The sequence below is a fragment of the Streptomyces sp. NPDC110618 genome (assembly GCF_055657065.1).
Genome location: NZ_JBVKBN010000006.1, coordinates 376344 through 393818, shown reverse-complemented (window position 1 = coordinate 393818; position 17475 = coordinate 376344). Strand labels below are relative to the sequence as shown.

The following is a 17475-nucleotide window of genomic DNA, read 5'->3' as shown; positions in this document are numbered from 1 at the left end:
ACTACCGTGGGGGAGCATGACGGACACAACACGCTTCGAGGGGTACGGCGTTCTGGTCACCGGCGCCGCCCGCGGCATCGGCGCCGCCACCGCCCGCCGGTTCGCCGCGGAGGGGGCGCGGGTGCTGGTGACCGACGTGGACGAGGCCGCGGCCGAGCGCACCGCCGCCGCGCTGCGGGGCGACGGCCTGCGGGCGGAGGCGTACCCCTGCGACGTGGGGGACCGTACATCCGTCGAGTCGGCGGTGGAGCGAACCGTCACCGCCTTCGGCTCCCTCGACGTGCTGGTGAACAACGCCTACGGCTGCACCCCGGACGAGCCGCGCTTCGAGGACGAGGACGACCGGGTCTGGGCCCACGACCTCGACCTGACCCTCACCGGCGCCTACCGCTGCTGCCGCGCCGCCCTGCCCCACCTCGTGGCCTCCGGACGCGGCGCGATCGTCACCGTCGGCTCCGTCAACGGCATCCAGAGCTTCGGCAACCACGCCTACAGCGCCGCCAAGGCGGGCCTCGCCTCCCTGACCCGCACCCTCGCCGAGCACGCCGCGCCCCGCGGGGTCCGCGTCAACCTGGTCGCCCCCGGCACGATCCGCACCACGGTCTGGGAGGGCCGCGAGGCCGACCTGGAGGCGTTCGCCCGGGTGTACCCCCTGGGCCGGGTCGGCGAGCCGGAGGACATCGCCGCCGCGATCGCCTTCCTCGCCTCCCGCGACGCCTCCTGGATCACCGGCACGACCCTGGTCGTCGACGGAGGCATCACCGCCATCAACACGGGGCTCCGGTCGGCCGCACCGGAGTGACCTCCAGGAGCGGCATAGCGGCTGGTCACACCCCGTACTTCACCGTTCGGTCACAACCGGCCCCGGCCTACAACCAACGGCCCCCAACACCTGTCTAGCTGGCAGAGAACGCGGCACAGCGCGTCACATCGGCGGAAAGGGATGTACCGGCCATGGGGGACATACGCAGACGAGGAGCCGTACTCCTCGGCATCACCGCACTGACGGCACCGCTCACGGTCGCCCTCGGGGCCGCTCCGGCGCAGGCCGCGAGCTGTACCACGCAGACGGGGCCGTATCAGAAGAAGGTGGAGAAGTTCCTCGGGCTGCCGGTCGACGGCAAGCAGTCCTCCTCCGACTGCAAGGCGATCAAGGCCTTCCAGACCAAGCACGGCATCTCCCCGAACGTCGGGTACGCCGGCCCCGTCACCTGGGGCGTCATGGACCTGATGAACAAGCAGAAGGCCGTGGGCAACAAGCCGAACAAGGCCGGCAAGTGCCCGACCAACAAGGGCCGGATCGCCTGCGTCAACCTCACGCTTCAGCTGAGCTGGATCCAGGACGGCGACAAGCTCGTCTACGGCCCGGTCCCGGTGCGCACCGGCCGCAACGGCTACGAGACCCGCACCGGCCTGAAGAAGATCTACTGGCGCAACATCGACCACGTCTCGACGATCTACAACGTGCCGATGCCGTACTCCCAGTTCTTCGACGGCGGCCAGGCCTTCCACTCGGTCGGCGTCAGCATGTGGAACCCGCCCGGCTCGCACGGCTGCGTCAACATGACCAAGACGACCGCCAAGAAGTACTGGTCGCTGCTGAAGACGGGCGACGACGTCTACGTGTACGGCCGCAAGCCCGGCACCTGAGCCGGCCGACGCCCGCGTCCCGCCCGGCCGTGACGGCGGGGCGGGACGCGGACTCCCCCGGTGACAGTGGTCAGAGCAGCACGTTGACCGTGCCGACGTTCACATAGCCGCCCAGCGGCGCGGGCGCCCCGGCCGGATTGCGGTAGGTCAGCTGGACCAGCAGCGCGTACGTGCGGCCGGCCTGGAGGTTCGACAGGACGATGTCGCGCTGGTAGTCGCCCCCGTTCATCGGTACGGAGGCGGGCGCCGCGGGCTCGGGGAAGTCGTCCGGGCAGCCTATCTCGTCGACCTTGACCTGGACGTACCAGGTGCCGGAGAGCAGCGGAACGAGGAAGCCCGTGAGGTGCCAGTCGATCCGTACGGTGACCGGGGTGCCCTTGTTGACGACATCAGCGGGGTTGCCGTCCGGGTCCAGGACGATGGCGCCGATACGGCCGTCGAGGGCGGTGGTGGGGACGGGGAGCGACTGGAAGGTGCCAGAGGCCATGGGACGACTCCTTGTCGGAACTGGCCGGTGATGGACGCCTCAACGGTCCGGCGCCCGGCGCCTTCGGAGCAGAGGCAGGGGTCCCGACCCGGGCGGGACGTTGTCCGGGGCCGACCGGGCGGCGGATCACACCGGTTGGGCCGCGCGGGGCCGTTCCAGCGGCAGCCGTACCCGTACCTCGGTACCGCCTCCGGGCGTACTGCGCAGGGAGAACCGTCCGCCCGCCGCCTCGGCACGCTGCCGCATGGAGGTCAGGCCCACACCCGGGCTGACCCGCCCGGTCCCTCGGCCGTCGTCGGCGACACCGATCAGCAGGGACCGCCGCCGCCCCGCCAGCGTGACCCGGGCATGCCGGGCACCGGCGTGCCGTACGACATTGGTCACCGCCTCCGTCACGATCCGGTACGCCGTCGCCTCCAGGGGCGGGGGCAGGTTCGGCAGTGACGACGTGACGATCTCCACGGCCGTCGCGGGGGAGACGGACCGGGCATGTCGGCGCAATGCCTCCACCAGCCCGTGCGAGGCGAGCGCGGCGGGCGCGAGCCCGTCGAGGAGCCGGCGGACCTCCGCGGTCGCCAGCGCCACCTCGGCGCGGATACGGTCCAGCAGCGCCCGCTCGGCGTCCGTGCCACTGCCGTCCAGCAGATCCGCCAGGGCCTGCGCGCACAGGCCTATCCCGGAGAGCGAAGGGCCCAGTCCGTCGTGGAGCTCGCGGCGGAGGCGGGCGCGCTCGGCCTCCACGCCAACCCCGGGCATGTTCATACCCGTCGGCGCGGGTAGGCGGACCGCACCTGGCTCAGCGCCCAGCGCATCCGTGGCAGCGCGGTCTCGGGGTGCTCGCCGTAGGCGTGGGCCAGGGTGCCCGCGCAGCCGAGGCTGCCGCCGTGCCGGCGGATCGCCCGCCGGATCGCCGAGGCGATCTCGGTGCGGGTCGGCGCCGAGCCCGTCACCAGGTCGCTGCTGAACAGCGCCTCGGCGCGGGCCGCGGTCAGGATGTCGGTCATGGGTACTCCCCGGTGCTCGGGGGCGGTGCCTGTACTCGCCCCGGCTCGGGCACCAGCGTGCGATCCCGGGTTGCAGTCACCACTGCACCGGCCGCTGCACTCCGAGCCTGCGGTGCCGGTACCGGTTCGGCGCTAGCTTGGACGGCAGGGGACGAGGGTGGGGGCCCGTGTGATGACTGGGCGAGAGTCGGTCGACGGTCTGCGGTTCCAGGTGCTCGGACCGCTGCGCGCCTGGCGGGGCGGGCAGGAGCTGGACCTCGGGCCGTCGCAGCGGCGCGTCGTGCTCGCCGTGCTCCTCCTGCACGCCGGACGGCCCCTGAACCGGCAGCGGCTCGTCGAGGCGGTCTGGGGCGAGGCCGTACCGGCGCGGGCCGCGAACCTGGTGCAACGGCATGTCTCGGCGCTGCGCCGCGTGCTGGAACCCGAGCGCGCGCCGCGCAGCCCGTCGGGGCTGCTCGCCTGGACCGAGGCCGGGTACCTGCTGACCCTGGGGGCGCACCAGTCGGACCTGCGCAGGTGCGAGGAGTTGATCGGGCGGGCGCATGCCGCTCGGGCCCGGGGTGACCTGCCCGCGACCGCGGAGTGCCTGCGCGCCGCGCTGCGCCTGTGGCAGGGCCCGCTCTGCGAAGGGCTGGCGGGCCCGCTACTGGACGCGGAGCGCGACCGGCTGGCCGAGCGGCGGCTGAGCGTGCTGGAGGAGCGCATCGAGGTCGACCTGGCGCTCGGCGACGACTTCGACCTGGCCGGCGAGGTACGGCAGCTCACCGAGGCGCACCCGCTGCGGGAAGGGCTGCACGGGCTGCTCATGCTCGCCCTGCACCGCTCCGGACGGCAGGCCGAGGCCCTGGCCGTCTACCACCGGGCCCGCCGACTGCTGCGGGACGAACTCGGCATCGAACCGGGACAACGACTGCGGCGCCTGCACACGAGGATCCTGGCCGCCGACCCGGCCCTCGACGCCGGGGAGGCCCAACCCGCCGGTGTGGAAACGGCCCGTTCCGCACTGCCCGCCCCGGTCGTACCCGCCCAACTCCCGCACCCCGTCGCGGGTTTCGTCGGCCGCGAGGAGGCACTCGCGCTGCTCGACGCCCTGCTGCCGACGGACCCGGACGGCCCCGAGCAGGCCATGGCCGTGATCACCGCCATCGGCGGCACCGCGGGCGTCGGCAAGACGACCCTCGCCGTGCACTGGGCCCACCGCGTCCGCCACCGCTTCCCCGACGGCCAGCTCTACGTCAACCTCCGCGGCTTCGACCCCGGCGGCCCCGCCGTCCGCCCCGCCGAGGCGATCCGCGGCTTCCTGGACGCCCTCGGCGTCCCGCCCCGCCGTATCCCGGTCGACCCGGACGGCCAGATCGGGCTCTACCGCAGCCTGCTGGCCAACCGGCGCATGCTCGTCGTCCTCGACAACGCCCAGGACACCGACCAGGTTCGCCCGCTGCTGCCCGGCTCACCGCACTGCTGCACCGTCATCACCAGCCGCAACCTGCTCACCGGCCTGGTGATCACCGACGGCGCCCGGCCCGTCACCCTGGGCCTGATGTCCCGCGCCGAGGCCACGGACGTCCTCGGCCACCGCATCGGCGGCCACCGGCTCACCGGCGACCCGGACGCGCTGGAGGACATCATCGCCTCCTGCGCGCGGCTCCCGCTCGCCCTGGCCATCGTCGGCGCGCACGCCGCCACCCAGCCGCAACTGCCCCTCGCCTCTGTCGCGAAGGAACTGCGGGCCGCGCACAGTGCCCTGGACCTCCTCGACGGCGGCGACGCGGCCACCGACGTGCGCAAGGTGTTCTCCTGGTCCTACCGCCGGCTCACCGAACCCGCCGCCCGGCTGTTCCGCCTGCTCGGCCTGCACCCGGGCCCCGACATCGGCACGGCCGCCGTCGCCGGAATCGCCGGACTGCCTGCCGCGCAAGTCCGTTCACAGCTCGCCGAATTGACGGCAAGTCACCTGCTGTTCTCGCCGGCCGCCGACCGATACGCAGGCCACGACCTGCTGAGCGCCTACGCCGCCGAACTCGCCCGTACGCACGACACTTCCGCCGACCGCACGGCCGCGGTGCGCCGCATGCTCGACCACTACCTGCACAGCGCCTACCGCGCCAGCCTCCACCTGAGCCCGCACCGGGACGACCCCATCACCCTCGCCCCGCCCCGGGCACCCGTCACCGGGGAGCGGTTCGCGGGACACGACGAGGCGCTCTCGTGGTTCCTGCGCGAACACGCCGTACTGCTGGCGGTGCAGCGGCTGGCCGTGGACCACGGACTCGACGGCCACGCCTGGCAGTTGGCCTGGGCGCTCCAGCCGTACTTCGACCGCGCCGGGCACTGGCACGACTCCGCCGCCGCGCACGAGCGTGCGCTGGGCGCCGCCCGGCGCGCCGGGAGCGCGCACGGACAGGCCGTGGTGCACGGCTGCCTGGCGTATGCGTACATGAGGCTCAGCCGCTATGAGGAGGTCGCCACCCACATGCGGCAGGCACTCCACCTGTACGAGACACTCGGCGACGTCCTCGGCCAGGCCCACACCCATCGGACGCTGTGCTGGCTCCGGGACGAGAAAGGACAGTACGAACAGGGGCTTGACCACGCCCGCCGGGCACTGGAGTTGTTCACCGCGGCCAGCCACCGCACCGGGCGGGCGCGGGCGTTGAACGCCCTCGGCTGGTTCTGCTCCCGGCTCGGCCGCCACGAGGAGGCGCTCACCCACTGCGAGCAGGCCCTCCGGTTGCTGGAGGAGGCCGACGACCGCTTCGACCAGGGTGACACCTGGGACAGCCTTGGTCACATCCACCGACATCTGCACCACTACGCGCAGGCCGCCGAGTGCTTCGAACGGGCGCTCGTGCTCTACGAGGAGACCGGCGACCGCTACAACGAGGCCGACACCCTCTACTCACTCGGCGACCTGCACCTGGCCGCCGGGGAGCGCGGTGCGGCGACCGCGGCCTTGCGGCGGTCGGCCGACGTGCTGGACGAACTCGGACATCGCCGGGCCGCCGAGGTACGCGCCCGCCTCACCGCCGAAACGGAATCCAACTCGCCGGAAAATCAAGTCCCTTGACGCAAGGTGAGCGCGTCGTCAGACTCCCCGCCATTCCGTGCACGACAGGGGGAAAGATCGTGGAAAAGGAAGAAGTCGACTGGCGGGACATCGTGGGCCTCGCCGAAAAACTGGAACGGGTGGATATATTCACCGACGCCGAGATCAGGGCATTGCGTCTGGTGTTCGACGTGGCGGGAAATGTCCTCGTCCCGGACACACCGGTGGCGCAGACGCTCGGCACGCTCCTGCCCGGCTCCGATGCCGAAAAGACCCGGCGCGCGTTCAAGGTGTACGAGCTCTACTCGCCGGAACCGGTGACGGCCGAACCACCGGACTTCGACCCACCCGACTCCGAACCCGGGCGGTGTTGATCCGGGGCCCGCGTGATGCCGTCGGCCCACGACGCCTGGCCGGTCGTCCTGGTGTGCATGCCCTTCATGGACGACCGCCGCCCGTCCCTCCAAGCCGGTCTCCTCGCCGCGCTCGCCCGCGCCGAGGGTTTCCCGGCCCGTACTGTCCACGCCAACCTGGACTTCGCGGCCGGGATCGGCGTGGAGACGTACCGGACGCTCGCCGACTGGCCCGGCCAGCTGGCGGGGGACTGACTGTTCTCCCCGGCGGCGTTCGGGCCCGCAGCCCCCGATCCGCGGGGCGACTACCTGGACCTCTGTGCCGACGACCTGGCACGGGAGCACGGTATCCCCGCCGACCGCCTGCGCGAACGCCTCCTGCACATCCGGCGCCGGGAGGTCCCGGCCTACCTCGACGCGCTCGCCGACGCGCCGTACTGGCAGGAGACCCGTGTCGTCGGCTTCACCTCGACGTTCCAGCAGAACGCGGCCTCCATCGCGCTCGCCCGGCGGCTGCGACAGCGCCATCCGCACCTGTTCATGGTCTTCGGCGGCGCCAACTTCGACGCCCCCATGGGCCCGGAACTCGTCCGCACCGTCGACTCCGTCGACGCCGCCGTCATCGGGGAGGCCGACACCGCCTTCCCCCACCTCCTGAGGACCCTCGCCACCGGCGGCGACCTCGGCTCCGTACCCGCGCTGGCCCGCCGCGTCGACGGCAAGGTCGTCATGGGACCACCGGCACTACCGACCCGGAACCTCGACGACCTGCCGATGCCGGACTACGACGAGTACTTCCGGCGCGCCGAGAACCTCGGACTGCTGCCCCGCACGGCGTCCCGCGCCGTCCACCTCCCCGTGGAAACCGCACGCGGCTGCTGGTGGGGCGCGAAACACCACTGCACCTTCTGCGGTCTCAACGCCCAGACCATGAACTTCCGTTCCAAGTCGGGCCCGCGCGTCCTCGACGAACTGGCCCACCTGGCCCGCAGATACCGCAGTTTCCGCTTCGAGGCGGTCGACAACATCCTCGACATGCGCTAATTCCGGACCCTTTTCCCGGCCCTCGTGGAAAGCGAGGCGAGTTACGACCTTTTCCACGAGGTGAAGGCGAATCTCACCCGGACCCAGATCGAACTCCTGGCCGACGCGGGCGTGACCCGGATCCAGCCCGGAATCGAATCACTGAGCACCCGCGTACTGGGCCTGATGCGCAAGGGCGTGACAGTGGCACAGAACGTCAATCTCCTGCGCTGGGCGCGGCATTACGGAATTGAGGTGGACTGGAACCTGCTCTGGGGATTTCCCGGCGAGCGGCCCGAGGACTGCTCCGCACAGGCCGCCCTGATGCCCCACCTGTGGCATCTGACACCACCGGGGGACGCCGGACGCCTCGCCATGCAGCGCTTCAGCCCGCTCTTCACCGACCGGGAGGGCATCCTGCGCGACCTGCGCCCCGCACCGCCCTACCGCTACGTCTATCCCGCCGACACCGATCTCGACCGTGTCGCCTACTTCTTCAGTTACCGGCTCGACGGCGCGCTCCCCGACGACGCCTACGCAGGCCTGCGCACGGCGGTCACCGACTGGCAGGAGGCCTGGAGCGACAGCGGGGCACCGCCCGTACTGGAGTACCGGCGGGCACCCCACTACGTGCAGATCCACGACAGCAGACGAAGCGACGGCGCGGGCACCCACGTCTTCGAGGGAACAGCGGCCGATCTGTACCTCGCCTGCTGCGACCGGCCGGTGACGGCGGACGCCGTGCGCGCACGGCTCGGACCGCGCGAACCGGCGGACGACGTGCGGCGCGTCCTGGACACCTTCACGGAGGCCGGGCTCGTCCTGCGCGACGGACCGCGCTACCTGGCACTGGCCGTACCGGCCGCACGCCACTGACCTTTGGGGGAACCACACATGGCCTACAGGATCGACGGACGGCTGCCCAGCCTGGTGTACGCGCAGGCGTCACCGCGCTCGCAGGGCGGCGAGTCCGTCTTCGACGCCGGTGAGATCAGGGCGGACAACGTGGAGGACTACCTCGCCACGGACGTGGTCACGCAGCGCGCGGAACGGGAACTGGCCGCCGCCGGATTCACCGTCCTCGACAGCTCACCGGCCGGCATCAACATCGCCGGTCCGCCCGAGCTGTACGACCGCTACTTCGAGACCACCCTGATCACGGAGGAACGCGAGGTCATCCAGCCCGGCGCGGTGGAACTGCGCAGGACCCGCACCTTCCTCGACACCGCCCGCGCCGACCGGCCCGGACTGATCTCCACCCGGGGGCTGCCCGCCGCCGAGTTCCTGGAGGGCGTGGCCCTGGAACAGCCGGCCACCACCCTGCACGGCACCGCCGCCCCCGTCCCCAAGCCCGACTACTGGCACCTGACTACCGACATGGTCGCCGAGTACCTGGGCGCCCGCGCCGCCCACGACCAGGGCATCACCGGCGCCGGAGTCCGGCTCGTCATGGTGGACACCGGCTGGGAGCCCCATCCGTACTTCCGGGAACGCGGCCTGCGCGGCACCGTCGTCCTCGGGCCGGGCACCGCCGACCCCGAGGTGGACGAGGACGGGCACGGCACCTGTGAGTCCGCCAACGCCTTCGCGGTCGCGCCCGGCATCGACTTCACCATGGTCAAGGCCAAGGACACCAATCTGCTGGCGGCCTTCAACACCGCGCTCCGGCAGCAGCCGGACATCATCAGCATGAGCCTGGAGTACCACGTCAAGACACCCGAGGAGGCCATCGAGCCCATGCTGGCGGTCGCCGTCTCCCTCGCGGTCCGCTCCGGGGTCGTCGTGGTGTGCGCGGCGGGCAACGGCCACTACGCCTTCCCCGCGCAGCACCCCGGCGTCATCGCCGTCGGCGGGGTCCACCGCGACGAGCACGGCGTGCACCGGGCCTCCGACTACGCGAGCGCCTTCACCAGCGCCCTGTTCCGCGGCCGGGTCGTGCCCGATGTGTGCGGCCTGGTCGGGATGCGGCCGGGCGCCACGTACATCCTGCTGCCCGCGCCCCGCGGCTCCAGCATCGACCAGCACCGGGCCGCCAAGCCGTACCCCGACGGCGACGGAACCACCCCCGGCGACGGATGGGTGGTGCTCAGCGGCACCTCGGCGGCGGCACCCCAAGTCGCCGGAGTCTGCGCCCTGTTGCGGCAGGCCGACCGGGAGCTGACCCCGCGCCGGATCCGCACCCTGCTCCAGGACAGCGCGCTGGACGTCGACCAGGGCGCCGGCAACCCGGACACCGGCGGCCTGACCGCCCTCGCCCCCGACGGCACACACCGGTTCAAGCTCGTACGGGCCGACCGGGCGCTGCGCCTGCTCGGCCGCCGGCCGTGAGCGGAACCGGGCCCCGAGGGGTCTCAGGCCCGGCTGTCCGCCGGTTCCGCGGTGCGGCGGTGCTCCAGCCGCACCGCCTGCATCAGGTCGAACAGCCGCTGGGTGCGGGCCGCGTACGCGCGGGCGGCGAGGCACACCAGCCACGCCAGCGCGCCCAGCAACAGCGGCACATACACGTCCTCCGGCAGCGGTTCGCTGCGCCGGTGGCGGACCAGCACCGCGTTGCTGACGAGCACCGAGACGGTGAACAGCACGCTCGTCAGCAGCAGGACGGGCCGCGCCAGACCGTGCAGCCGGTGCGCCATGGCCACGCCTATGGCGAAGACACCGGGGACCAGGACCGGCAGACCGCGCAGCGCGACCTTGCGGTACACCTCCGAGGGGTCGCTGGGGTACTCGCCGCTCCAATAGCCGAGGCTGCCCAGACCGAGCCAGGTGCTCAGCAGGTACAGCAGCCAGAACGCGGCGACCCCGAGCGCCAGCGACAGCGCGACCGTCGTGGCGCTCGGGACGATCCTCGGCAACGGGCCCGTCAGATGGGTGACATGACCGCAGTCGTCGGCGGCCCGGCGGCAGTCGGCGCCGGTCGAGCGGTGCAGCACCGGCACACCGGCCGTGATCAGCGCGGTGAGGACGGCGGCGAGCTGGGCGACCCGCTCGGCGTCCTGCGAGTGCAGCAGCAGCCCCGCCGCGGCGGCGAGGACGGGCGGGATCATGGCCAGAACACCGGTCGTCCAGACGGCGACGGTGCTCTGGGAGGTGGGCGTCGGCATGGCGCTCCCACGGGTGGGTTCGGGTGCGGGACGCAGCACATGGTCGCCGCCCGCCGCCGCACCGGCCTGAGGCACAGGTCCTCACCCGGCCGGGCGGACCGCCCTCGTACGGCGGGACCGGGACACCGGGAGGAGCCATGAGCGAGGGGACCGGCCCCGTCCGCGTGGTCATCGCCGACGACCACCCCATGTTCCGCTACGGGCTCACCGCCGCCCTGAGCGCGAGCGGTGACGTGGAGGTGGTCGCCGAGGCCGCCGACGGCGACGCCCTGCTCGCCGCCGTGGACCGCGCGGCACCCGATGTCGTGGTCACCGACCTCGCCATGCCCGGCCTCGACGGCACCGCCGCCACCCGCGCCCTCGTCGCCCGGCGCCCCGCACCGGCCGTGCTGGTGCTGACGATGCACGAGGACGACGAGGCCCTGTTCGGGGCCCTGCGCGCCGGGGCCAGGGGATACCTCCTCAAGGACGCCGACAGCACCGAGATCGTCCGCGCCGTCCTCGCCGTCGCCGCGGGCAACGCCGTGTACGGGCGTGCCGTCGCCCGCCGGATCGCGGACTTCTTCACCGGCGCCCACCGCGACTACGCGGCGCAGGTCTTCCCCGAACTGACCGAGCGGGAAAGGGAAGTGCTCGATCTGATCGCCCTCGGTCTGGGCAACCACCAGATCGCGGCGCGGCTGGTGCTGGCCGAGAAGACCGTCCGCAACCATGTCTCGGCGATCCTGTACAAGCTCCAGGTCTCCGACCGGGCCGCGGCGGTGGCCCGCGCCCGCGACGCGGGCCTGGGCGGGCCACCGAAGCGGCCGGACGGACTCAGGCCTCCGGGGCGTCCCCGAAGTCCGGGATCGTGAGCCGCGCCCCGCCCTGCCGGGCCGACTCGTGCGCGATGATGCCCGGCAGGGTGTAGCGGGCGGCGACCCAGGCGTTCACGGACGGCAGGGAGCGGGTGTTGACCGCGGTCACGAAGTCGTCCACCAGGAAGTGGTGGCTGCCCTCATGGCCGTTGGGGAGGTTGTCGAACACCCGCGGCAGACGGGCGCGGTCGTGCACCGGGGCCGAACCCGAGGTGAACGCCGCCCGTAGGTCCGGCGCGATGTGCCGCAGCGAGGGGTCGTCCGGCGCCAGCGTGGGCTTCGGCTCCAGCAGTTCGCTGATGTCCTCCACGCCGGTCTTGTCCTGCCACAGGGCGACCGTGGCGAGCTGCTCCATGCTCGCGTCGGTGCCGAAGAAGCGGAAACGGGACTCGCGGATGTGCGAGGGGTAGCCGACCCGCCGGAACTCGTTGGTGCGGAACGAGCCGCCACCCGCGACCTCGAACAGGGCGGTGGCGTTGGAGACGTCGTTGCCGAACTGGCTGACGTCCTTGTCGAAGACGCCGTCGCCGCGCTCGTCGACGACCCCGATCGCGGAGACGCTCACCGCGTGCGTCCGCCAGGCACCGAGCACCCCGCCCACCGCGTGGGTCGGGTACAGCAGCGGCGGATAGGAGGCGGTGGCCTTCCAGTTCTCGCCGCCGCTGTACTGGTACGCCTCGTAGAACCCCAGGTCCATGTCGTGGACGTAGTCGCCCTCGGCGTAGAAGAGCCGCCCGAAGGCGCCCTTGGCGATCTGGTTGCGGGCGTGCACGGTGGCCGGGTTGTACTGGCTGGTCTCGCCCATCATGTAGGTCAGTCCGGTCGCCTTGACCGCCTCGATGATCGCGGCGATCTCCTCGGTGGTGATCGCCATCGGGACCGCGGAGTAGACATGTTTGCCGGCGTTCAGGCCCTGGAGCACCAGCGGCCCGTGGGTCCAGCGCTGGGTGAAGACGGCGACCGCGTCGACCGCCTTGGACTCCAGCATCGCCTCGTACGAGGGGAAGGTGCCCGACAGCCCTTCGGCGGCGGCCAGTTGCTCGGCCCGCTCCGGCAGGAGGTCGGTGACGTAGACGTCGCTGACACCGGGGTGGGCCCGGAACAGCTTGGCGAAGCTGCCGGAGAACTGGCCGGCGCCGACGATGCCGAGGGAGAACGTCATGGAGTGAGTGCCTTTCACTGGCCGAGGATGAGATTGATCTGGTCGTTGGTCTTGGACAGGTCGCTCACCGGGGCGCCGTTGGCGTACACGTCCTGCATCGCGGGCCGCATCAGGGCGTACACGTCCGCCGCGTAGTCGGTGACCGGGAAGGAGAAGGTCAGGGAGTCCCGGCGGCCGGTGACCGGTTCGGTGAAGGCGGACACGTCGATGCCCTTCTTCTCGTACGCGGCCACCGCGGCCCGCGTGCCCCCGGGGGTGGCCGGGAAGACGATGCCGTAGCGGCCCACCGTGCGCTGGCACTCGTCGGAGGCCAGGTACGTGACCCATTTGCGCGCGCCGGACTTGTTGTCGGCGTTCTTGGTGATGGAGTCTGCGAGGCCGTTCATCATCGTGGCGCGCTTGCCGGTGGGCCCGGTGGGGGTGAGGGCGGTGCCGACGTCGAGGCCCTTGGTGCCGTAGTACGTGGAGATCATCCACGCGCCGTCGAAGGAGGCCGCCGCCTTGCCGGAGGCGAGCTGGGCGTTGGCCGGGTTGGCGCCGTCGGTGTAGTCGGTGAAGGGCGCCAGATAGCCCTTCTCCGCCAGGCCGAAGTACCAGTCGATCACCTGCTGGAAGGTCTTGTCGTCGTACTGGTACTCGGTGCCCCAGCGGGCCCTGTCGGTGTAGTGCCAGCCCGCCGACGCGGTGAACGGGCTCCAGGTGGTCTGCCCGTCGCTGTCCCCGGCGCCGCCGGTGGCCAGGCCGTACACCTTGACGTTGTCCCTGTCGAAGCCGGGTTCGTCGCCGCGCTTGCCGTTCTTGTCGACGGTCAGGTGGGCGATGGCCTTCTCGAAGGTGCCGCCGTCCTCGGGGTTCCAGGAGAGGCTGTTGAGTTCCTCGGCGGTGAGGCCGGCCTCCTTGGCCATCTTCCGGTTGTAGAAGAGGGCGACGGTGTCCCAGTCCTTCGGGGCGCCGTAGCGATGACCGTCCTGACCGGTCCAGTTGGCGGCCAGGCCCTCTTGGTAGGCGGAGTCGTCGATGCCAAGGTCGTCCAGGGGCTCCAGGACGTCGAGGTCGGCGAACTGGCCGAACTTCTGGATGTGGTCGGTGAACACGTCCGGCTCGGTGCCCGCGATGAAGCTCGCGGTGAGCTTGGTCCAGTAGTCGCTCCAGCCCATCTGCGTGATCTTCACTTTCAGGCCCGGGTTCCGCCGCTCGAAGTCCTTGGCACATGCCTGGTACGCGGGCAGTTGGTTGGCGTCCCAGAGCCAGTACGTCACCGTGCCGGAACCCGATCCGACGGTGCCGCCCTGTCCGCAGCCGGTCACCAGGGACAGGGCCAGCGCGCCGGTCAGGGCCGCGAGGGTGCGTATGCGCATGGTGGTCCCCTTACTTGATGCCGGTGAAGCTGATCGTGCTGACGATGCGGCGCGCGAAGCAGGCGAAGAGCAGCAGCATCGGCAGCGCGGCGATGAGGGTGGCCGCCATCAGTCCGGACCAGTCGTAGCCGGACTGCGGGGTCTGCGCCCGGAAGATCGCCAGCGCCACGGTCAGCACCCGTGAGCTGTCGCTGTAGGACACCATCAGCGGCCAGAAGTAGTCGTTCCAGGCGGTGATGTACGTCAGCACGCCCAGGGTGAGGATCGGCGTGGACGCCATCGGCAGCATCACCCGGAAGAAGATCCGGATCTTCCCGGCCCCGTCGAGCAGGGCCGCCTCTTCGACCTCGCGGGGCACGTTCGTGAAGAACTGGCGCAGGAAGAAGACCGCGAAGGGGGTCATGAACATCGTCGGCAGGGCGATGCCCAGCAGGTTGTCGACCAGGCCGAGTTCCTTGATAAGCACGAAGTTCGGCAGCAGTGTGAAGATGGTCGGCACCATCAGCCCGGCCAGGAAGAGCGCGAACACCTTGTCCCGGCCCCGCCAGCGCAGCCGCGCGAAGGCATAGGCGGCCATCGCGGAGAAGAAGATCTGGCCGACGGTGATCAGGGTGGACACGACGACCGAATTGATCAGATAGCGCCAGAACTTCAGCCCGCCGCCCGCGCCGCCCTGGGCGATGGCCTCCTCGGTCGACTGCAGGCCGAGGGCCCGTTCGAAGCCGCCGGTGGTCAGGTCCACGGGGAGCGGGTTGCCCGGGTCGGAGGCGAGCGCGGAGTTGGAGGAGAGCGCGGTGCGCAGGATCCAGTAGAACGGCAGCAGGGTGATCAGTACGATCGCGGCCATCGCCGTCCAGGCCAGGACGCGGCCGGGGGAGAGCCCGCGGCGCCCGGCGGGCCGTATCTTCGCGGTGGTCGCCGTCACGGCGGTCATGTCGAAACGCTCCCTTCCGTCAGCCGAGGTCGCTCTGGCCGGCCAGGGTGAGCCGGTACTGGAGGAACGTGATGGCGCTCAGCACGACGAGCAGGGCCACGGACATCGCGGAGGCGTAGCCGAACTGGAAGCGGCCGAACGCGGCGCCGTAGATGTAGTACTGGAGCACATTGGTGGCGTTGGCGGGACCGCCCGACGTCGTCACGGCGACCGTGTCGAACACCTGGAAGGAACCGATCACCGTCATGATCAGGACGACCGCGAGGACCGGCCGCAGCAGCGGCAGGGTGATCCGCCGGAACATCCGCCACTCGCTCGCGCCGTCCACCCGCGCCGCCTCGTACATGTCGTGGGGGATCGCCTGGAGCCCCGCGAACAGCAGCAGCGCGGTGTAGCCGACATGGCGCCACACATTGATCAGCGCGATCGTCGGGATCGCCCAGGTCTCGTCGGCGAGGAAGGGGATGCGGTCGGCGCCGAGCGCGGCGACGATCTCGTTGCCGATGCCGAGCTGGGTGTCCAGCAGCCACAGCCAGACGATGCCGGCGACGACGTTGGACATCAGATACGGCGTCAGCACGATCCCGCGCAGCATCGCCGACTGCGTGAGCCGTTGCAGGAGTACGGCGATGGCGAGCGCGGCGGCCGTCTGGACGCCGATGTTGATGACGACGTACTCGACGGTCACCGTCAACGAGTCCCAGAAGATGGGGTCGTTGACCATCCGTACGTAGTTGTCCAGGCCCACCCACTCGGCCGGGGTGAGCAGATTGAAGCGGGTGAAGCTCAGGTACACGCCCCGCAGCGTGGGCCAGAGCAGGAAGACCACGAAGCCCAGCAGGGCCGGGGCCAGGAAGAGCGCGGCCAGCCGGCCGTCACCCCCCGACTCCCGGGCCCGGGCCCGCGCCCGGTCCGTTCTCGGCCTGGTCCGTGCCTCCCGCGCGCCGCCCAGGGGCAGGCGCGACGGAGGGCTGCTGGAGGCGATGGTCATCAGGAGACTCCCTCGTCCACGGCGGCTCGTCCTCGGGCACTTACTTTTGAGGCGAAAGAATCGACGCGTCAAGAGGTCGGCGAATATCTTTTGCCGGTCGCGCCAGCGGCCGTAGGATGACCTTGTTGTTTTCGTAGGGAAAAAAATGGGTGACCGAAACCGATACCGATCGGCGGACACCGGTCGAACGAGGGGGCTGAACGACATGACCGCTGCCGTCGCCGACTGGCGTCCGCTGAGCGCGGGGGAGCGCTCGGTGGCGATCGAGGTGCTTCTCGGCGGCCCGCTGTCGCGCACCGAGATCGCCCGCCGGCTGAATCTCTCTGCGGGCAGTCTCACCCGGCTGACCAAGCCGCTCATCGAGTCGGGGCTGCTGGTCGAGGTGTCCGAGGCGGGCTCCCCGGCCGAGGTGCGCCAGGGCCGCCCCTCCCAGCCCCTCGACGTGGTCGCCGACTCCCGCGCCTTCGTCGGCTACAAGGTCACCGCGGACATGGTCTACGGCGTGGTCACCACCCTGCGCAGCGAGATCGTCGCCCGCCTGGACCGGCCGCTCACCACCCATGACCCCGCCGAGGTGGCCGATCTGCTGGCGGAGATGACCGACCGGCTCAGGAGCGACTTCCCCCGGCTCGCCGGAATCGGCATCGGTGTCGGTGGCCTCGTCCAGCGGCGCACGGTCGTCGCCGAGTCACCGTTCCTCGGCTGGCGCGACATCCCGCTGGCCGCGCTCGTCCAGGAGCGCACCTCACTGCCCGTCGTCGTCGAGAACGACGTCGCCGCCCTGACCGAGGCCGAGAACTGGTTCGGCTCGGGCCGCGGCCTCGACCGCTTCGTGGTGCTCACCATCGGCGCGGGACTCGGCTACTCCCTGGTCCTCGGCGGCAGGCGCGTGCCCTGCGAGGAGGAGGACCGCGGCTTCGGCCGGCACTGGATCATCGACCCGTACGGCCCGCTCACCCCGGACGGCGCCCGCGGCAGCGCCGTGTCCATGCTCACCATCCCCAACATCCGCTACCAGGTGCAGGCCGGCACCGGCCGGGACTGGACGTACGAGGAGATCCTGCGGCTGGCCGCCGCCGGGGACCCGCTGCCCGGCCGGATCGTCGACGAGGCCGCCCGCGCCCTCGGGATCCTGCTCGCGCAGATCTCCAACTTCGTCATGCCGCAGCGGATCCTGCTGGCCGGAGAGGGGGTCGGGCTGATGAACGTGGCGGGGGAGAAGGTGATGCGCACGGTCCGGGAGCACCGGCATCCGCTGGCCGCGCCGCTCGATCTGGAAACCCGCAAGTCCGACTTCCACGACTGGGCGCGCGGGGCCGCCGTGCTCGCGATCCAGGTGCTGGTGCTGGGGGCGGTGGACGCCTGACGTGGAGGCGACGGGCGCCTGAAAACGGAGGCGGCAGGCGTCCGAAGGGAAGAGGGCGGACGCGCGCGAGGCGTGCGGAACCTGACGTATCGGCCAAGATCAGGACGTGATCAGCAACACGGTCCGGTATGCCCGTATTGTGT

The 17475-nt window shown here is 71.3% G+C and carries 18 protein-coding genes; 10 read left to right on the top strand and 8 right to left on the bottom strand.

What is annotated here, in order from left to right; genetic code table 11:
• The first annotated feature begins 16 nt into the window (after nt 1-16).
• Nucleotides 17-802: an SDR family NAD(P)-dependent oxidoreductase gene (locus ACZ7L7_RS15015; protein WP_472076025.1), complete on the top strand. Its 786-nt coding sequence runs from the start codon at nt 17-19 to the stop codon at nt 800-802.
• Between the two features lie 152 nt (nt 803-954).
• Complete coding sequence (locus tag ACZ7L7_RS15010; protein WP_285512731.1) at nt 955-1650, top strand: L,D-transpeptidase family protein; 696 nt, start codon at nt 955-957, stop codon at nt 1648-1650.
• A gap of 70 nt (nt 1651-1720) precedes the next feature.
• On the opposite strand, the gene ACZ7L7_RS15005 is transcribed toward ACZ7L7_RS15010, so the two are convergent.
• The 3 genes from ACZ7L7_RS15005 to ACZ7L7_RS14995 all read right to left on the bottom strand — a co-directional run bounded on the left by ACZ7L7_RS15005 (nt 1721) and on the right by ACZ7L7_RS14995 (nt 3141).
• Nucleotides 1721-2137, bottom strand: a complete 417-nt coding sequence (locus ACZ7L7_RS15005; RefSeq protein ID WP_285512730.1) for a hypothetical protein — start codon at nt 2135-2137, stop codon at nt 1721-1723.
• 126 nt (nt 2138-2263) lie between these two features.
• Nucleotides 2264-2893, bottom strand: coding sequence for a sensor histidine kinase (locus ACZ7L7_RS15000; protein ID WP_285512729.1), 630 nt, complete (start codon nt 2891-2893; stop codon nt 2264-2266).
• Between the two features lie 2 nt (nt 2894-2895).
• Entirely contained in the window at nt 2896-3141 is a 246-nt protein-coding gene (locus ACZ7L7_RS14995; RefSeq protein WP_285512728.1) for a hypothetical protein, read from the bottom strand.
• Nucleotides 3142-3313: 172 nt separating this feature from the next.
• Here ACZ7L7_RS14995 and ACZ7L7_RS14990 point away from each other — a divergent pair, with 172 nt between their 5' ends.
• From ACZ7L7_RS14990 to ACZ7L7_RS14965, 6 genes are all read left to right on the top strand, one after another.
• Nucleotides 3314-6208, top strand: a complete 2895-nt coding sequence (locus tag ACZ7L7_RS14990) for an AfsR/SARP family transcriptional regulator (protein ID WP_472076046.1) — start codon at nt 3314-3316, stop codon at nt 6206-6208.
• Nucleotides 6209-6267: 59 nt separating this feature from the next.
• On the top strand, nt 6268-6561 hold the full coding sequence (locus ACZ7L7_RS14985) for a hypothetical protein (protein ID WP_453607031.1): 294 nt from the start codon (nt 6268-6270) through the stop codon (nt 6559-6561).
• A 15-nt stretch (nt 6562-6576) separates the two neighbouring features.
• Nucleotides 6577-6795, top strand: a complete 219-nt coding sequence (locus ACZ7L7_RS14980; protein ID WP_472076022.1) for a hypothetical protein — start codon at nt 6577-6579, stop codon at nt 6793-6795.
• Between the two features lie 285 nt (nt 6796-7080).
• Entirely contained in the window at nt 7081-7584 is a 504-nt protein-coding gene (locus ACZ7L7_RS14975) for a hypothetical protein (RefSeq protein WP_471432618.1), read from the top strand.
• Between the two features lie 24 nt (nt 7585-7608).
• On the top strand, nt 7609-8439 hold the full coding sequence (locus ACZ7L7_RS14970) for a radical SAM protein (RefSeq protein WP_471432616.1): 831 nt from the start codon (nt 7609-7611) through the stop codon (nt 8437-8439).
• A gap of 18 nt (nt 8440-8457) precedes the next feature.
• On the top strand, nt 8458-9891 hold the full coding sequence (locus ACZ7L7_RS14965; protein ID WP_472076020.1) for a S8 family serine peptidase: 1434 nt from the start codon (nt 8458-8460) through the stop codon (nt 9889-9891).
• 23 nt (nt 9892-9914) lie between these two features.
• On the opposite strand, the gene ACZ7L7_RS14960 is transcribed toward ACZ7L7_RS14965, so the two are convergent.
• Nucleotides 9915-10664, bottom strand: coding sequence for a hypothetical protein (locus tag ACZ7L7_RS14960; RefSeq protein ID WP_285512723.1), 750 nt, complete (start codon nt 10662-10664; stop codon nt 9915-9917).
• A 137-nt stretch (nt 10665-10801) separates the two neighbouring features.
• On the opposite strand from ACZ7L7_RS14960, the gene ACZ7L7_RS14955 reads away from it, so the two are divergent.
• Entirely contained in the window at nt 10802-11518 is a 717-nt protein-coding gene (locus ACZ7L7_RS14955; RefSeq protein WP_471432611.1) for a response regulator, read from the top strand.
• Here ACZ7L7_RS14955 and ACZ7L7_RS14950 read toward each other — a convergent pair.
• Genes ACZ7L7_RS14950 through ACZ7L7_RS14935 form a run of 4 tightly spaced genes read right to left on the bottom strand, consistent with a single transcriptional unit; the run spans nt 11481 to nt 15966 of the window.
• Nucleotides 11481-12683, bottom strand: coding sequence for a Gfo/Idh/MocA family protein (locus ACZ7L7_RS14950; RefSeq protein ID WP_285512721.1), 1203 nt, complete (start codon nt 12681-12683; stop codon nt 11481-11483). The genes ACZ7L7_RS14955 and ACZ7L7_RS14950 overlap by 38 nt on opposite strands.
• A gap of 14 nt (nt 12684-12697) precedes the next feature.
• A complete protein-coding gene (locus ACZ7L7_RS14945; RefSeq protein ID WP_285512720.1) occupies nt 12698-14041 on the bottom strand; it encodes an ABC transporter substrate-binding protein in 1344 nt (447 codons plus the stop codon).
• A gap of 10 nt (nt 14042-14051) precedes the next feature.
• Nucleotides 14052-14975 (bottom strand): carbohydrate ABC transporter permease, encoded by a 924-nt coding sequence (locus ACZ7L7_RS14940; protein ID WP_285512719.1) that lies wholly within the window; start codon nt 14973-14975, stop codon nt 14052-14054.
• 19 nt (nt 14976-14994) lie between these two features.
• On the bottom strand, nt 14995-15966 hold the full coding sequence (locus tag ACZ7L7_RS14935; RefSeq protein WP_472076017.1) for a carbohydrate ABC transporter permease: 972 nt from the start codon (nt 15964-15966) through the stop codon (nt 14995-14997).
• Nucleotides 15967-16171: 205 nt separating this feature from the next.
• On the opposite strand from ACZ7L7_RS14935, the gene ACZ7L7_RS14930 reads away from it, so the two are divergent.
• On the top strand, nt 16172-17332 hold the full coding sequence (locus ACZ7L7_RS14930) for an ROK family protein (protein ID WP_471593420.1): 1161 nt from the start codon (nt 16172-16174) through the stop codon (nt 17330-17332).
• Nucleotides 17333-17475 lie beyond the last annotated feature (143 nt).

What these genes read in the sequence shown, in the direction of transcription:
- ACZ7L7_RS15015 (WP_472076025.1), top strand. Translation starts at nt 17, where the DNA reads ATGACGGACACAACACGCTTCGAGGGGTACGGCGTTCTGGTCACCGGC.
- ACZ7L7_RS15010 (WP_285512731.1), top strand. Translation starts at nt 955, where the DNA reads ATGGGGGACATACGCAGACGAGGAGCCGTACTCCTCGGCATCACCGCA.
- ACZ7L7_RS15005 (WP_285512730.1), bottom strand. Translation starts at nt 2,137, where the DNA reads ATGGCCTCTGGCACCTTCCAGTCGCTCCCCGTCCCCACCACCGCCCTC.
- ACZ7L7_RS15000 (WP_285512729.1), bottom strand. Translation starts at nt 2,893, where the DNA reads ATGCCCGGGGTTGGCGTGGAGGCCGAGCGCGCCCGCCTCCGCCGCGAG.
- ACZ7L7_RS14995 (WP_285512728.1), bottom strand. Translation starts at nt 3,141, where the DNA reads ATGACCGACATCCTGACCGCGGCCCGCGCCGAGGCGCTGTTCAGCAGC.
- ACZ7L7_RS14990 (WP_472076046.1), top strand. Translation starts at nt 3,314, where the DNA reads ATGACTGGGCGAGAGTCGGTCGACGGTCTGCGGTTCCAGGTGCTCGGA.
- ACZ7L7_RS14980 (WP_472076022.1), top strand. Translation starts at nt 6,577, where the DNA reads ATGCCGTCGGCCCACGACGCCTGGCCGGTCGTCCTGGTGTGCATGCCC.
- ACZ7L7_RS14975 (WP_471432618.1), top strand. Translation starts at nt 7,081, where the DNA reads ATGGTCTTCGGCGGCGCCAACTTCGACGCCCCCATGGGCCCGGAACTC.
- ACZ7L7_RS14965 (WP_472076020.1), top strand. Translation starts at nt 8,458, where the DNA reads ATGGCCTACAGGATCGACGGACGGCTGCCCAGCCTGGTGTACGCGCAG.
- ACZ7L7_RS14960 (WP_285512723.1), bottom strand. Translation starts at nt 10,664, where the DNA reads ATGCCGACGCCCACCTCCCAGAGCACCGTCGCCGTCTGGACGACCGGT.
- ACZ7L7_RS14955 (WP_471432611.1), top strand. Translation starts at nt 10,802, where the DNA reads ATGAGCGAGGGGACCGGCCCCGTCCGCGTGGTCATCGCCGACGACCAC.
- ACZ7L7_RS14950 (WP_285512721.1), bottom strand. Translation starts at nt 12,683, where the DNA reads ATGACGTTCTCCCTCGGCATCGTCGGCGCCGGCCAGTTCTCCGGCAGC.
- ACZ7L7_RS14945 (WP_285512720.1), bottom strand. Translation starts at nt 14,041, where the DNA reads ATGCGCATACGCACCCTCGCGGCCCTGACCGGCGCGCTGGCCCTGTCC.
- ACZ7L7_RS14940 (WP_285512719.1), bottom strand. Translation starts at nt 14,975, where the DNA reads ATGACCGCCGTGACGGCGACCACCGCGAAGATACGGCCCGCCGGGCGC.
- ACZ7L7_RS14935 (WP_472076017.1), bottom strand. Translation starts at nt 15,966, where the DNA reads ATGACCATCGCCTCCAGCAGCCCTCCGTCGCGCCTGCCCCTGGGCGGC.
- ACZ7L7_RS14930 (WP_471593420.1), top strand. Translation starts at nt 16,172, where the DNA reads ATGACCGCTGCCGTCGCCGACTGGCGTCCGCTGAGCGCGGGGGAGCGC.